The sequence below is a fragment of the Nonomuraea sp. NPDC049400 genome (assembly GCF_044466425.1).
In the GTDB taxonomy this organism is placed as follows: domain Bacteria; phylum Actinomycetota; class Actinomycetes; order Streptosporangiales; family Streptosporangiaceae; genus Nonomuraea.
Genome location: NZ_JBITMP010000005.1, coordinates 211,325 through 224,465, shown reverse-complemented (window position 1 = coordinate 224,465; position 13,141 = coordinate 211,325). Strand labels below are relative to the sequence as shown.

Genomic DNA, 13,141 nt, shown 5'->3' with positions numbered 1-13,141 from the left:
CGACATCCAGTGCGGTGGGTGTCACAAGGGGGAGGCATCCGAACGCCGGGTGGGGTTCGCGGCGGGAGGATGCCCTGGGGGGAACGACGGCGTCCAGGCCGGCCAGCCGGCTCTGACGCAGGTCGACGCGAAGGGTGCTCCCATCTGGAAAACCGGATGGGGGCACCTTTTTGCGTATTGGTGGAAACTCCGGTGGATTCCCGCATTCCTCGACAGGGGAAGCTGCGATCCAGGGGGGATCATGAAACGCGAGATCATCGCCTGCGGGCTGCTGGCCTGCGCCCTTGCGGGTTGCGGAGGCGGGGAGGCGGCGAACGTCCTCGACCCGCAGGCCGCGGCGCAGTTGCGCGAGGTGCTCCACAAGGGGCCGCAGCTGCCGGAGGGATTCGCGGTCAGGGCGGAGCAGGCGTGGCGGATGCCGTTCACGCAGGGCGACGAGAACTGCCGGGCCGTGCTGGAGCCCGCGGGAGGGCGGGCGCCCGGGCAGGCGCTGACGGCCCAGGCGGCGGCCAGCTACCGGGGCGACGGGCTGGGGGAGCAGGCCGGGGTGGGGCTGGCGCGCTACGCGGACGGGGAGGCGGAGGAGCACCTCGACGAGCTGGCCAGGGCCATGGAGTCGTGCCAGGAGCTACGCACCTCCTCCGGCACGGACCTGCGCTCGCAGATGCTGCCGCTGGAGATCGAGGCGGACGAGACCGTGAGCGCGCGGCTGCTCGGGCGGCTGAACGGCTACCCGTACGCGATGGACGTCGTGCTGTCGCGCGTGGGCGACACTCTGGTGTCCGTGGTGCATACGAGCATGGACGACATGGACCCCGCCCGCACGCGCGAGGTGGTCGACGCGGTCATCTCCATGGCCAGCGCCTAACCTGGTTCCGTGACACTCGATCCTGAAGACAACAAGATCATCACTTTGGCCCGGGCCGCCAGGGCGCGCAACGAGTCCGCCGAGGGCGCCGCCGTACGGGATGAGACCGGCCGCACATACTCGGCGACGAACGTGGCGCTGGACGCGCTGACGCTCTCGGCGGTGCAGGTGGCGGTGGCCATGGCGGTCTCCAGCGGCGCTCGGTCCCTGGAGGCCGTCGCGCTGGTGAGCGAGGGCGCGCCGAGCGCCGCCGACGAGGCCGTGGCCGCGGAGCTGGGCGTCAAGTCGCTGCTCGTGGCCGGCCCCGACGGCACGCTGCGGGGCTGAGCATGCCGATGTCGCCGTTCCTGGCGAGGCTGCGGGAGAAGGTCGGCTCCGAGCTGCTCATGCTGCCGTCGGTGGCGGCGTTCGTGTTCGACGACACGGGCAGGCTGCTGGTGGCCCGGCACGGCGACGTGGGGCTCTGGGCGGCGCCCGGCGGGGGCATCGACCCGGACGAGCGGCCCGAGGACGCCGCCGTCAGGGAGCTGCGCGAGGAGCTCGACATCGAGATCGAGGTGCGGGGCCTGATCGGGGTCTACGGCGGCCCCGAGTTCCGCACCGTCTACCCGAACGGCCACCAGGTCGGCTACGTCATCGCCGGCTACGGTTGCGCCCTGGTCGCGGGCGTCCCCGAGCCCGACGGCGTCGAGATCAACGGCTACCGTTGGGTGACCGAGCAGGAGCTTTCCGAGCTGGCCACGACCCCGTGGACGCCCGGGGTGGTCCCCGAGGCGTTCGCCTGGTGGCGTGAGCACGCTCATTGATGGGACACAATGCAGTACGTGACTTCGCCAGACAGCCATCGCGCCGGATTCGCCTGCTTCGTGGGGAGGCCGAACGTCGGCAAGTCCACGCTCATGAACGCTCTGGTCGGCAGCAAAGTGGCGATCACCTCGTCCAAGCCGCAGACGACCAGGCGTGCCATCAGGGGCATCGTGCACCGTCCCGACGCCCAGCTCGTCATCGTCGACACGCCGGGTCTGCACCGGCCGCGCACGCTGCTGGGGGAGCGGCTCGACAGCCTGGTGCTGTCCACGCTGACGGAGGTGGACGTGATCGGCTTCTGCGTGCCCGCCAACGAGCCGATCGGCAAGGGTGACCGGTTCATCGCCGACAAGCTCTCGGCGGTGAAGAAGACGCCGGTCGTGGCCGTGGTGACCAAGTGCGACCTGGCGAGCAAGGAGCAGATCGCGGAGCAGCTGCTGGCGGTGTCGCAGGTGGCGGAGTTCGCGGCGATCGTGCCGGTGTCGGCGCAGTCGGGTGAGCAGCTCGACGTGGTGGCCGATGTGCTGATCGAGCACCTGCCGGAGTCGCCGCCGCTCTACGAGGGCGGGCAGCTCACCGACGAGCCGGAGCAGGTGCTGGTGGGCGAGCTGATCAGGGAGGCGGCGCTGGAGGGTGTACGCGACGAGCTGCCCCACTCGATCGCCGTGGTCGTGGACGAGATGCTGCCCCGCGAGGGGCGCGACGACCTGCTGGACATCTACGCGCACATGTTCGTGGAGCGGCCCTCGCAGAAGGCGATCGTCATCGGGCACAAGGGAGAGCGGCTGCGCGAGGTGGGCACCAAGGCCCGCAAGCAGATCGAGGCCCTGCTGGGCACCCGCGTCTACCTGGACCTGCGGATCAGCGTGGCCAAGGACTGGCAGCGCGACCCGAAGCAGCTCCGGCGGCTGGGCTTCTACGACTGACGGTCAGGCGCGGCGCACCAATGCGAGGACGGAGAGCACGACGACCGCCACCGCGCAGCCCAGCGCCGCGAACCAGCCGAACTTGACCGCGGGACCGATCGACAACATCTCGCCCAGGTCCACGGAGATCCGGTCGCGCAGACCGCCCCCGTCGGTCATGAAGAGCACCAGCACCGCCACCGCCGCGGCTCCGGGGAGGGCGGCCAGGGCGGCGATCCTGGGCCGGGTGAGCAGGCCCGCGACGCCGAAGCCCAGGGCGACCAGCCCGGCCAGCAGCGTGTAGACGCCGAACCGGTCGTCGATGCCGCGCACGTCGTTCGCCAGCGCGCCGCCGATGAGGTCGCTCTTCACCTCCAGCCCGGCCCACGGGAGCACGGCGCAGAACACCAGGAGCGCTCCGGCGACCACCACGCCCAGCGCGTAGCCGCGACGGGCCGCCGGTCTGGCTGGGGTGGACTGGAGGTCATCGGCCACACGATCACTGTAAGCCGGGGGCGCGCCTGTCACCAGGCATACGCAACGGACTCGTCACCACCGTCGCAGGGGTCAGGACAGGTGGCGGCGCGTTCGCCCCATTCGAGGCGGGAGCGGAGCAGGACCGCGTCGCCGGCCAGGGCGGACACCAGCGTGCCCGGGCCGGCCAGGGGCAGCACGGCGACGCCCTCGGCCACGACCGGCTCCTTGGCGGTCGTCGTGAGGAACGTGGTGCCGACGCAGCGGGCCGCACCGTAGACGGCCGGGGACGTGTCCAGGGCCGGGTCGCCGACGGTGAACTCCTGCCTGAGCAGCGGGCGGCCCTCGCGCGTCGCGTCGAAGCGGGCATGGCAGCGTCCCGGCGCCTCGCCGTGCCGGCCGAAGACGATCTCTTCGCGCCACCGCACTTCGGCGTCCGCCGCCAGCTCGAGACGTACGAGGAGGCGGTGCCGGCAACCGGCGGCGAGCACCGTGGGCTCCGGGGCGAAGCGGAGCCTGGCGCCCGCCCCCACCCGGGCGGTGACCAGCAGCTCGGACTCGCCGTCCCCCGGCAGGACCAGAGTGGCGGCGACCGAGCCCAGCTCCAGGGTGGTGCGCGGGGCGACGTCGAGGTCCAGATGGAGGCGGTCGCCACCGAGCGGGCCCGCCGCCGTGGAGACGAGGTGCACGGTGTACGGGCCCGTCTGGCGCAGCGTCAGCGGGGGCGCCGAGGCCAGGCGGTGGATGAGGGTCCGGCCATCTGGGGACAGGGCCGTGGCCACCGCGGCACCGGCCCGCATCGCGCGACGGCCGGACATCAGGAGACGGGGGCCGCGTGGGTGTGGGCCCAGGCGCTCACCTGTTCGGAGACCCAGCCGGCGACCGTGGCGGCGGTGGGGTCCTGCCTGATCGAGGTGAACAGCACCGGCCTGTCACCGCGTACGGCCGCCGCGTCGCGGTCCATAACGCCCAGGTCGGCGCCCACCATCGGGGCGAGGTCGGTCTTGTTGACGACCAGCAGGTCCGCCGTCGTGACGCCCGGGCCGCCCTTGCGCGGCACCTTGTCACCGCCCGACACGTCCAGCACGAAGATCTGCCTGTCGGCCAGCCCCCGGCTGAACGTGGCCGTCAGGTTGTCACCGCCGCTCTCCACGATCACCAGGTCCAGCGGGCCGAACCGGTGCTCCAGGGTCTCCACGGCGTCCAGGTTCGCGGCGATGTCGTCGCGGATGGCGGTGTGGGGGCAGCAGCCGGTCTGGACGGCGAGGATGCGCTCCTGGTCGAGCACGCCCGCCCGGCGCAGGAAGTCCGCGTCCTCGGTGGTGTAGATGTCGTTCGTCACCACGCCCAGGGACAGCGACGGGCCCAGCGTCCTGCACAGCGCGGCCACCAGGGCCGTCTTGCCGCTGCCTACCGGACCGCCCACGCCGAGCCGCAGCGCCCGGCCACGGCCGTCGGGGGCGTGGTGGTGGTCATCATGATTGGCGCCCATATGTCGTGATCCCTTCATTATGAGACGAACAACCTGACCTCGGCCCGCGCATGCTGCTCGGCCAGGAGGTCAAGGGCTGGGGACGAGTACGCGGGCAGCTCCCCCCAGCGGGGGTGCGCGTTCGCGGCGGCGAAGTGAGCCTCCGCGGCCACGGCGGTGAGGTCTGGGGCGAGGTCGGCCAGCAGCCCGTGCACGGCCACCGGATCGAGCCCGAGGAGCCGTACGGCCGCCGTGGCCGGCCCGCTGATCGCGTGGTACGCCGCCGCCATGGCCGCCTCCTCCGGCGTGGCGCCCGCCGCGTGCGCCGCCACTCCGAGGGCGATCGGATGATGGGGGTTCGGTACGTCCCGCGCAAGCTCGTCCAGCACCGGCGACGGCCACACCCGGCGGGCGACCCTCAGCAGGAGCCTGCCCTGCGTCCTGGACGCGTCCCGCTGGGCGGGTGCGGCGGTCCTGGCATCGACCTCGGCGTCGAGCAGCACCCACGGCGACTCCGCGCCGCCGCCCGCTTCCGGGAACGGGTTTCCGAACGCCGACTCGCCCGCGAACGTGCCTGCACCGCCGGTGCGCTGCGGCATCGTGGCGGTCGGCATCGTGGCGGTCGGCGGCGCGGTGGCCGGTTGTGCGGTGGGCGATGGTGCGGCGGCCGAGGGCGCGGCCGGCGGGGGCAGGGCGGCCGGCGAGGTGGCGGACTGGGCGCAGGCGGCGGCCGTCAGGGCGGCGGCGACCGTGCCCGCCGTGTGGAGTCGTCCCCGCAGGAAGCGGGCCAGCGAGGGCACGTCGTGCACCGCTCCCGACGTGATGGCCTGTTCGGCCCCGCCCGAGTGGGCGTGGCCGCCGGCCGGCAGGCGGGAGTCGGCGAGGAGGAGCAGGGCCGGGTTCATCGCCATCAGAAGAGGAAGTAGCGCTGGGCCATCGGAAGGCTGGCGGCGGGCGCCGGTTCGACGAGGTCGCCGTCGATGCGTACCTCGAACGTGTCGGGAGCCACCTCGATCCTGGGCATCGCGTCGTTGAGCGGCATCGACGACTTGCCGCGCCGCCGTACGTCCGCCACCGGCGCCAGGCGGCGGCGTACGGACAGGCGGTCGGCGAGGCCGGAGTCGAGCGCGAGCGGGGCGACGAAATGCAGGGAGGTGGCGGCGGCGGTCACCGGTGAGGCGCCGAACATGGGGCGGGGCAGCACCGGCTGGGGCGTCGGGATGGAGGCGTTGGCGTCGCCCATCTGCGCCCAGGCCACCACGCCGCCCTTGAGCACCAGATCCGGCTTGACCCCGAAGAACGCCGGGTCCCACAGGACGAGGTCGGCGAGCTTGCCGCGCTCGACGGAGCCGATCTCGCCGTCCAACCCGTGGGCGATAGCCGGACATATCGTATATTTCGCGACATATCGGCGGGCGCGCAGATTATCCGCAGGCCCGCCCAGAGAGCCGCGACGGCCCTTCATGACGTGCGCCGTCTGCCACGTACGGATGATCGTCTCCCCGATCCGCCCCATCGCCTGCGAGTCCGAGCCGATCATCGAGATCGCCCCCAGATCGTGCAGCACGTCCTCGGCGGCCATCGTGGTGGGCCTGATGCGGGACTCGGCGAACGCCAGGTCCTCCGGGATCGACGGGTTGAGGTGGTGGCACACCATGAGCATGTCGAGGTGCTCGTCGAGCGTGTTGACGGTGTGCGGCCGCGTGGGGTTGGTGGAGGAGGGCAGGACGTTGGCGTAGGCGGCGACGCGGATGATGTCCGGCGCGTGCCCGCCGCCGGCCCCCTCGGTGTGGTACGCGTGGATCGTCCGGTCCCCGATGGCGTTCAGCGTCGACTCCACGAACCCGGCCTCGTTCAGCGTGTCCGTGTGGAGCGTCACCTGCACCCCGGCGGCGTCCGCCACGCTCAGGCACGCGTCGATGGCGGCCGGCGTCGAGCCCCAGTCCTCGTGCAGCTTGAAGCCCGACGCGCCCGCCCTGAGCTGCTCCATCAGGCCCTCGGACGAGACGGTGTTGCCCTTGCCGAGCAGCGCGAAATTCAGCGGGTACGCGTCCAGCGACTCCAGCATCCGGCCCAGGTACCAGGTCCCGGTGACGGTCGTCGCCTTCGTGCCCTCGACGGGTCCCGTGCCGCCGCCGACGATCGTGGTGACACCGGACGCGATCGCCTCGTCGAGGAGCTGCGGGCAGATCAGATGGACGTGCGAGTCGACGGCCCCGGCGGTGAGGATCTTGCCGTTGCCCGCGAGCACCTCCGTGGACGGCCCGATGACCAGGTCGACGCCGTCCATCGTGTCGGGGTTGCCGGCCTTGCCGATGGCATGGATGCGGCCGTCGCGGATGCCGACGTCGGCCTTGACCACGCCCCAGTGGTCGAGGATCACCACGCCGGTGATGACCAGGTCGGCCGCGCCCTCCGCCCGGGTGGCCCGCGCCTGCCCCATGGACTCGCGGATCACCTTGCCGCCGCCGAAGACGGCCTCGTCGCCGGGTCCGGAGGGCCCGATCGACAGGTCCTCGGTGACCTCGATGAACAGGTCGGTGTCGGCCAGCCGGATCCGGTCGCCGACCGTGGGCCCGTACAGTGCCGCGTAGCGGGCGCGCGAGATCCGAGCTCCGTCAGCCATCGAGCGGCCCCGCCCACTCCGGCCGCAGCCCCGGGACCACCCGGTTGCCGGCCAGCGGTACCAGCGTCACGTCGCGCTCGACGCCCGGCTCGAACCTGATCGCCGTCCCGGCCGGCACGTCGAGCCGCATGCCCCAGGCCGCCTGCCTGTCGAACTCCAGCCCAGGGTTGGCGGCCGCGAAGTGGTAGTGGGAGCCCACCTGCACCGGCCGGTCGGCCGTGTTGACCACCCGCACGGTCACCCGCTCGCGCCCGGGATTGAGCGCGAGAGCGCCCTCCGGGTGCACGTACTCGCCCGGGATCACGGGATCGGCCTGTGTACGGTGACCAGCTTCGTGCCGTCGGGGAACGTCGCCTCGATCTGCACGCTCTCCAGCATCTCGGGAACGCCTTCCATGACGTCGGCCCGGCCGAGCACCGACCGTCCGGCCTCCATCAGCTCGGCCACGGTGCGCCCGTCCCTGGCACCCTCCATGAGGAACGACGCGATGATGGCGGTAGCCTCGGGGTGGTTCAGGCGCAGGCCCCTGGCCTGCCGCTCGCGCGCCACCCCGGCGGCGACGTGAATGAGCAGCCGTTCCTGCTCGTGTGAGGTAAGCCGCATGGCCGGACCATAGGAACCGGCGGTTTCGTGGCTGTTGCCGAGGGATGTCGTGTTGGTTTCGCGCTGCTTCTCAATCGCCATATTTCGGATTAAGTGCGTTTGTGAATATTCGGCAAACGCGTCTTAACAACCGGGATCTACTCGGGAAATCTCGCCGAGTCACCTTTCTCGCAGTATCGGTCGCCAGGAAGGAACGGCTGTGCGAATCTCCCGTCCGATTGTCTCGGCGCTGGCAGTGGGGGCACTGGTGTCCGCCCTCTCTGCCTGCGGATCCGACGCGAAGCCCGCCGCCGAGTCGAAAGAGATCAAGGTGGGGCTCCTCCACTCGCTCAGCGGCACGATGGCGATCAGCGAGGTCACCGTCCGCGACGCCGAACTGCTCGCGATCGACGAGATCAACAAGGCGGGCGGCGTGCTGGGCAAGAAGCTCGTCCCCGTGGTCGAGGACGGCGCCTCCGACTGGCCCACGTTCGCGGAGAAGGCGACGAAGCTGATCAGGCAGGACAAGGTCGCCACCGTCTTCGGCGGCTGGACCTCGGCCAGCAGGAAGGCCATGCTGCCGGTCTTCGAGCGTTACAAGGCGCTGCTGTGGTATCCGGTGCAGTACGAGGGGCTGGAGAGCTCGCCGTACATCTTCTACACGGGCGCCACCACCAACCAGCAGATCATCCCGGGCCTTGACTACCTGAAGGAGCAGGGCAAGAAGAAGTTGTTCCTGGTGGGCAGCGACTACGTCTTCCCGCGCACCGCCAACAAGATCATCAAGGCGTACGCGGCGGCGAACGGGATGGAGATCCTCGGTGAGGAGTACACCCCGCTCGGCCACACCGAATACTCCACCCTCGTCAACAAGGTCATGCAGGCCAAGCCGGACGCGGTCTTCAACACGCTCAACGGTGACAGCAACGTGGCCTTCTTCAAGCAGCTCAAGAGCGCGGGCGCCTCGGCACAGACCATGCCGGTGCTTTCTGTGAGCATCGCCGAGGAGGAGGTCACCGGCATCGGCGTGGACAACATCGTGGGCCAGCCGGTCGCCTGGAACTACTACCAGACCACCGACACCCCGGCGAACGAGGCCTTCGTCAAGGCGTACAAGGCCAAGTACGGGCAGAACAAGGTCACCTCCGACCCCATGGAGGCCGGGTACAACGCGGTCTACCTGTGGGCGGAGGCGGTCAAGAAGGCGGGCACGACCGAGGTCGAGGCGGTCAGGAAGGCCGCGCCCGGCATCTCGCTCGAACGCCCCGAGGGCCAGGTCACGATCGACGGCGAGAACCAGCACATGTACAAGACCGCCCGCATCGGCGTCATCCAGCCCGACGGCCTGATCAAGCAGGTGTGGGACTCCGGCAAGCCGATCAAGCCGGACCCGTACCTCAAGGGTTACTCCTGGGCGGCCGGCCTGGCGGCGGCGAAGTGATGTCGGCCTTCGCCAACCAGCTCCCCATCGGGCTGTCGATCGGGGCGGTGCTGCTGCTCATCGCGCTCGGGCTGACGTTCACGTTCGGCCAGATGGGGGTGATCAACATGGCGCACGGCGAGTTCATCATGGCCGGGGCGTACACCGCGTTCCTGCTGCAGGACCTCCTGCTGGCGCTGCCGGCGGCGTTCCTGGTGGCCGGCGTCATGGGGCTGATCCTCGAGCGGGCCGCCATCAGGCACTTCTACGGCCGGCCGCTGGACACGCTGCTGCTCACCTGGGGCGTGAGCCTGGTGCTGCAGCAGCTCGCCCGGGACCTGTTCGGGGCGCCGAACGTGCAGGTGCCCGCCCCTTCCTGGCTGTCGGGAGGGGTGGGCATCCTGCCCTACAACCGGCTGTTCATCATGGGGCTCGCGGTGGCCGGCGTGGTGGCGGTATGGCTGTACCTCACCCGCACCGGGCTGGGGCGCAGGACGCAGGCCGTGGTCCAGAACCGGCAGCTCGCCGCGACCAGCGGCATCGACACCGGCCGGGTGGACATGCTGACGTTCTTCATCGGGTCAGGGCTGGCGGGTGTGGCCGGGGTGGCGCTGACGCTCATCGGGCCCGTCGGGCCGGCGCTCGGGACGTACTACATCGTGGACGCCTTCCTCGTCGTCGTGGCGGGCGGGCTCGGGCAGCTGCGCGGGGCCGTGCTGGCGGCGATCGGGCTGGGGCTGCTGAACTCCTACGCCGAGTTCTGGTCCGACGCCTCCCTGGCGAAGGTGATCGTCTTCGCCGTGCTCATCGCGTTCCTGCAGATACGGCCGCAGGGCCTGTTCGTGCTGCGGTCGAGGGTGCTCACATGATCAAGAGAAATCTGCCTTTCGCGACCGTGGCCGTGATCGCCCTGGTGGCGGCCCCGCTGCTGCTGGAGCCGTTCCGGCTGGGGCTGCTGGCGAAGTACCTGTGCTATGCGATCGTCGCGCTCGGGATCGGGCTGGCCTGGGGCCAGGGCGGCATGCTCACGCTCGGCCAGGGCGTCTTCTTCGGGCTCGGCGGCTACTCCATGGCGATGTACCTCAAGCTGACCGAGGCCGGCGGCGGGCTGCCCGACTTCATGGTGTGGAGCGGGGTGGAGCGGCTGCCCGCGCTGTGGGCGCCGTTCGCCAACCCGGTCTTCGCCCTCGCCATGGCCGTGCTGGGGCCCGTGGCGATCGCCCTGATCCTGGGCACGCTGGTGTTCAGGCAGCGCGTACGGGGCGCGTACTTCGCCATCCTCACCCAGGCGCTGGCCGCGGCCATGGTGATCCTGCTCGTCGGCCAGCAGGGCCTGACCGGCGGCACCAACGGCATGACCAACTTCTTCGAGCTGTTCGGCCAGGACCTGGCCGAGGACTCCACGCAGCGGACGCTCTACGTGGTGGTGGCGTGCGTACTCGGGATCCTGTACCTCGCCACCCGGCAGCTCGTGAACAGCCGCTACGGCCGGCTGCTGGTCGCGGTCAGGGACGGCGAGGACCGGGTGCGCTTCCTCGGCTACGACCCGGCGCTGGTCAAGACCGTCACGTTCGCCGCCTCGGCCGGTATGGCGGGGCTGGCCGGCGCGCTGTTCGTGCCGGTGGTCGGCATCATCTCGCCCGCGCTGCTCGGCGTCGTGCCCTCGCTGGAGCTGGTCGTCGCGGTGGCCGTCGGCGGGCGGCACGCGCTGGCCGGGGCGGTGCTCGGCGCGGTCGTCATGGGGTACGCCAAGACGGCGTTCAGCGAGCAGTTCGCCGACGGCTGGCTCTACCTGCAGGGCGCGCTGTTCATCCTGGTCATGACGCTCGCCCCCAAGGGCATCGCCGGCATAGCGGGAAGGTTGCGACGTGCTCGAGCTACGTGACGTCCATGTGGTGTTCGACGGGTTCAAGGCGCTCGACGGCGTGGACCTGACCGTGCCGGAGGGCGAGCTGCGATTCCTGATCGGACCCAACGGCGCGGGCAAGACCACGCTGATCGACGTGATCACCGGGCTCACGAAGCCGTCGGCGGGCAGCGTGCGGTTCGGCGAGCACGACCTGGTCGGCAAGAAGGAGCACCGGATCGTCCGGCTGGGCGTCGGCCGCACGTTCCAGACGTCGGTCGTGTTCGAGGAGCTCACGGTGGTCGAGAACCTCGACCTCGCGGCCAGCTTTCGCAAGCCCCTGTGGTCGCTGGCCCGGCGCCGCAAGGGCGTGTCTGGGGCCGTGGAGGAGGCCCTGGCCAGGACCGGGCTCGAAGAGCTCGCCGAGCGTTCAGCGGGCGTTCTCTCGCACGGCCAGCGCCAGTGGCTGGAGATCGGCATGCTGCTGGCGCAGCGGCCCCGGCTGCTGCTGCTGGACGAGCCGGTGGCGGGCATGTCCGGCGACGAACGTCAGCGCACCGGCGAGCTGCTCACCCAGATCGCCGAGGACCACACGGTGATCGTGGTGGAGCACGACATGGAGTTTCTCCGGCGGCACGCCTCGACGGTGACCGTGCTGCACGAGGGCAAGGTGCTCGTGGAGGGGCCGGTGGACAAGGTCAGCGCCGACCCCCGCGTGCAGGAGGTCTACCTGGGGAGGAGGAAGGCGAGCGATGCTGTCGGTAACCGGCCTTGAGTCGGGGTACGGGAGGGCGCGCGTACTGTTCGGGGTCTCGCTGGAGGTCGGGCCAGGGCAGCTCGTGTGCGTCATGGGGCGCAACGGCGTGGGCAAGACGACGCTGCTCAACACCGTCATGGGGGTGCTCCCGGCGACGGCCGGCACGGTCATGTTCGAGGGGCGCGACGTGACCAGGCTGAAGCCGCACGAGCGGGTGCGGCTGGGCATGGGGTACGTACCGCAGGGCCACGCCTGCTTCCCCCAGCTCTCGGTCCTGGGCAACCTGCTGGTCACCATGGAGGCCGCCAAGACGCCCAAGCAGGCACTCGACGAGGCGCTGGACGTCTTCCCCGCGCTCAAGCCGCTGCTCAAGCGGAGCGCGGGGCACCTGTCGGGCGGCCAGCAGCAGCAGCTCGCCATGGCCCGTGCCCTGGTGACCAGGCCCAAGCTGCTCATCCTCGACGAGCCGACCGAGGGCATCCAGCCGTCGATCATCCTGGAGATCGAGGCGGCCATCGAGCGGCTGCACGCCTCGGGGCTCGCCGTGCTGCTCGTGGAGCAGTACCTGGACATCGCGCTGCGGCTGGCCGACACGTTCGTCATCCTCGACGGCGGGCACGTCGTACGCACGGGAGCCGCCGAGGAACTGCACGGAGAGGAGGTACGCCGCCTGCTCGCCGTCTGACGCGAGACGCCACGCCCGCCCTTCAGGCCGACCAGGCGCGCGCCGACCTGACGATCTCCTCCAGGTGGTCGCTGTGCGCGCCGCGCCAGTAGACCTGGCCGCACTCGCCGCACCGCCCGTACGCGTCGTAGTTGCGCTCCGTGCCCGCCTCCAGCAGCGGCGCCACCTCCTGCTTGGCGACCGGCTCCAGCTCGCCGTTGCACGCCGTGCACCGCGTCCACGGGCGCAGCGGCGGGGTGAAGCGCTCGAGCAGGTCGCGGAGCTGGTCGGCGGGGCGGGAGCCGCGCACGTACGCGCCCAGCCACAGCGCGCGGCGGCGCAGCAGGCCACGGTCCTGCGTGAGCAGCACCCGGCGCTCCTCGTTGGCCTGCACCACCAGCGCCGGGTCGTCCATGTCGTTGTGGTAGGCCGCGTCGATGCCGAGCAGCCGCAGCCGCCGCGCCAGCGTGCCCAGGTGCACGTCGAGCAGGAAACGCGGCTCGTCCGGCAGCGGCTGCGGGCGGGGGATCGGGTGCACCTCCACCACGTCACCGGGCACGAGCTGGTACGAGGGCGGCACTCCGTGGCCGTCCACGAGCATCGGCCCCACCTCGGTCAGCGGGATGCCGAGCGACTCGACGTGGTGGCCCAGCGTGGAGGTGCCATCCGGCGTCACCTTCTGCCACTCCTGCCGCCGGCTCACCGGCAGGAACATCGTCAG

The 13,141-nt window shown here is 71.1% G+C and carries 17 protein-coding genes; 9 read left to right on the top strand and 8 right to left on the bottom strand.

Annotation, left to right across the window (positions count from 1 at the left end; translation table 11 throughout):
- The first annotated feature begins 241 nt into the window (after nt 1-241).
- The 4 genes from ACIBVN_RS09155 to era are packed head-to-tail and all read left to right on the top strand — an operon-like array spanning nt 242 to nt 2,601.
- The gene (locus ACIBVN_RS09155; RefSeq protein WP_397134313.1) at nt 242-868 is read left to right on the top strand and encodes a hypothetical protein; all 627 of its coding nucleotides are present in this window, start codon (nt 242-244) and stop codon (nt 866-868) included.
- Between the two features lie 9 nt (nt 869-877).
- Entirely contained in the window at nt 878-1,195 is a 318-nt protein-coding gene (locus ACIBVN_RS09150) for a cytidine deaminase (protein WP_397134311.1), read from the top strand.
- A gap of 2 nt (nt 1,196-1,197) precedes the next feature.
- The gene (locus ACIBVN_RS09145; RefSeq protein ID WP_397134309.1) at nt 1,198-1,674 is read left to right on the top strand and encodes an NUDIX domain-containing protein; all 477 of its coding nucleotides are present in this window, start codon (nt 1,198-1,200) and stop codon (nt 1,672-1,674) included.
- An 18-nt stretch (nt 1,675-1,692) separates the two neighbouring features.
- The gene (gene era, locus ACIBVN_RS09140; RefSeq protein WP_349457030.1) at nt 1,693-2,601 is read left to right on the top strand and encodes a GTPase Era; all 909 of its coding nucleotides are present in this window, start codon (nt 1,693-1,695) and stop codon (nt 2,599-2,601) included.
- Between the two features lie 3 nt (nt 2,602-2,604).
- Here era and ACIBVN_RS09135 read toward each other — a convergent pair whose 3' ends face one another.
- From ACIBVN_RS09135 to ACIBVN_RS09105, 7 genes are read right to left on the bottom strand one after another with little or no spacing between them, the layout of a single operon-like run.
- The gene (locus ACIBVN_RS09135; RefSeq protein WP_397134306.1) at nt 2,605-3,075 is read right to left on the bottom strand and encodes a hypothetical protein; all 471 of its coding nucleotides are present in this window, start codon (nt 3,073-3,075) and stop codon (nt 2,605-2,607) included.
- A gap of 29 nt (nt 3,076-3,104) precedes the next feature.
- Nucleotides 3,105-3,872 carry an urease accessory protein UreD gene (locus ACIBVN_RS09130; RefSeq protein WP_397134304.1) on the bottom strand — a complete coding sequence of 256 codons (768 nt, stop codon included), beginning with the start codon at nt 3,870-3,872 and terminating at the stop codon, nt 3,105-3,107.
- A complete protein-coding gene (gene ureG, locus ACIBVN_RS09125; RefSeq protein ID WP_397134302.1) occupies nt 3,872-4,546 on the bottom strand; it encodes an urease accessory protein UreG in 675 nt (224 codons plus the stop codon). Before ureG ends, ACIBVN_RS09130 begins: the two co-directional genes overlap by 1 nt.
- A 17-nt stretch (nt 4,547-4,563) precedes the next feature.
- Nucleotides 4,564-5,436 carry an urease accessory protein UreF gene (locus tag ACIBVN_RS09120; RefSeq protein WP_397134300.1) on the bottom strand — a complete coding sequence of 291 codons (873 nt, stop codon included), beginning with the start codon at nt 5,434-5,436 and terminating at the stop codon, nt 4,564-4,566.
- A complete protein-coding gene (locus tag ACIBVN_RS09115) occupies nt 5,436-7,151 on the bottom strand; it encodes an urease subunit alpha (protein ID WP_397134298.1) in 1,716 nt (571 codons plus the stop codon). Before ACIBVN_RS09115 ends, ACIBVN_RS09120 begins: the two co-directional genes overlap by 1 nt.
- Nucleotides 7,144-7,455: an urease subunit beta gene (locus ACIBVN_RS09110; RefSeq protein ID WP_397134296.1), complete on the bottom strand. Its 312-nt coding sequence runs from the start codon at nt 7,453-7,455 to the stop codon at nt 7,144-7,146. The genes ACIBVN_RS09115 and ACIBVN_RS09110 overlap by 8 nt, the downstream gene beginning before the upstream one ends.
- Nucleotides 7,452-7,754, bottom strand: coding sequence for an urease subunit gamma (locus ACIBVN_RS09105; protein WP_127930875.1), 303 nt, complete (start codon nt 7,752-7,754; stop codon nt 7,452-7,454). Before ACIBVN_RS09105 ends, ACIBVN_RS09110 begins: the two co-directional genes overlap by 4 nt.
- A gap of 199 nt (nt 7,755-7,953) precedes the next feature.
- Between ACIBVN_RS09105 and urtA the strand changes: the two genes are divergently transcribed.
- The 5 genes from urtA to urtE are packed head-to-tail and all read left to right on the top strand — an operon-like array spanning nt 7,954 to nt 12,441.
- Complete coding sequence (gene urtA / locus ACIBVN_RS09100) at nt 7,954-9,174, top strand: urea ABC transporter substrate-binding protein (protein WP_397134293.1); 1,221 nt, start codon at nt 7,954-7,956, stop codon at nt 9,172-9,174.
- Complete coding sequence (urtB, locus tag ACIBVN_RS09095) at nt 9,174-10,022, top strand: urea ABC transporter permease subunit UrtB (protein ID WP_397134291.1); 849 nt, start codon at nt 9,174-9,176, stop codon at nt 10,020-10,022. The genes urtA and urtB overlap by 1 nt, the downstream gene beginning before the upstream one ends.
- Nucleotides 10,019-11,038, top strand: coding sequence for an urea ABC transporter permease subunit UrtC (urtC, locus tag ACIBVN_RS09090; RefSeq protein ID WP_397134289.1), 1,020 nt, complete (start codon nt 10,019-10,021; stop codon nt 11,036-11,038). Before urtB ends, urtC begins: the two co-directional genes overlap by 4 nt.
- Nucleotides 11,022-11,774, top strand: a complete 753-nt coding sequence (gene urtD / locus ACIBVN_RS09085) for an urea ABC transporter ATP-binding protein UrtD (protein WP_397134287.1) — start codon at nt 11,022-11,024, stop codon at nt 11,772-11,774. Before urtC ends, urtD begins: the two co-directional genes overlap by 17 nt.
- The gene (gene urtE / locus ACIBVN_RS09080; RefSeq protein ID WP_397134285.1) at nt 11,752-12,441 is read left to right on the top strand and encodes an urea ABC transporter ATP-binding subunit UrtE; all 690 of its coding nucleotides are present in this window, start codon (nt 11,752-11,754) and stop codon (nt 12,439-12,441) included. Before urtD ends, urtE begins: the two co-directional genes overlap by 23 nt.
- Before the next feature lie 22 nt (nt 12,442-12,463).
- On the opposite strand, the gene ACIBVN_RS09075 is transcribed toward urtE, so the two are convergent.
- The gene (locus ACIBVN_RS09075; RefSeq protein WP_397134623.1) at nt 12,464-13,135 is read right to left on the bottom strand and encodes a Mut7-C RNAse domain-containing protein; all 672 of its coding nucleotides are present in this window, start codon (nt 13,133-13,135) and stop codon (nt 12,464-12,466) included.
- Nucleotides 13,136-13,141 lie beyond the last annotated feature (6 nt).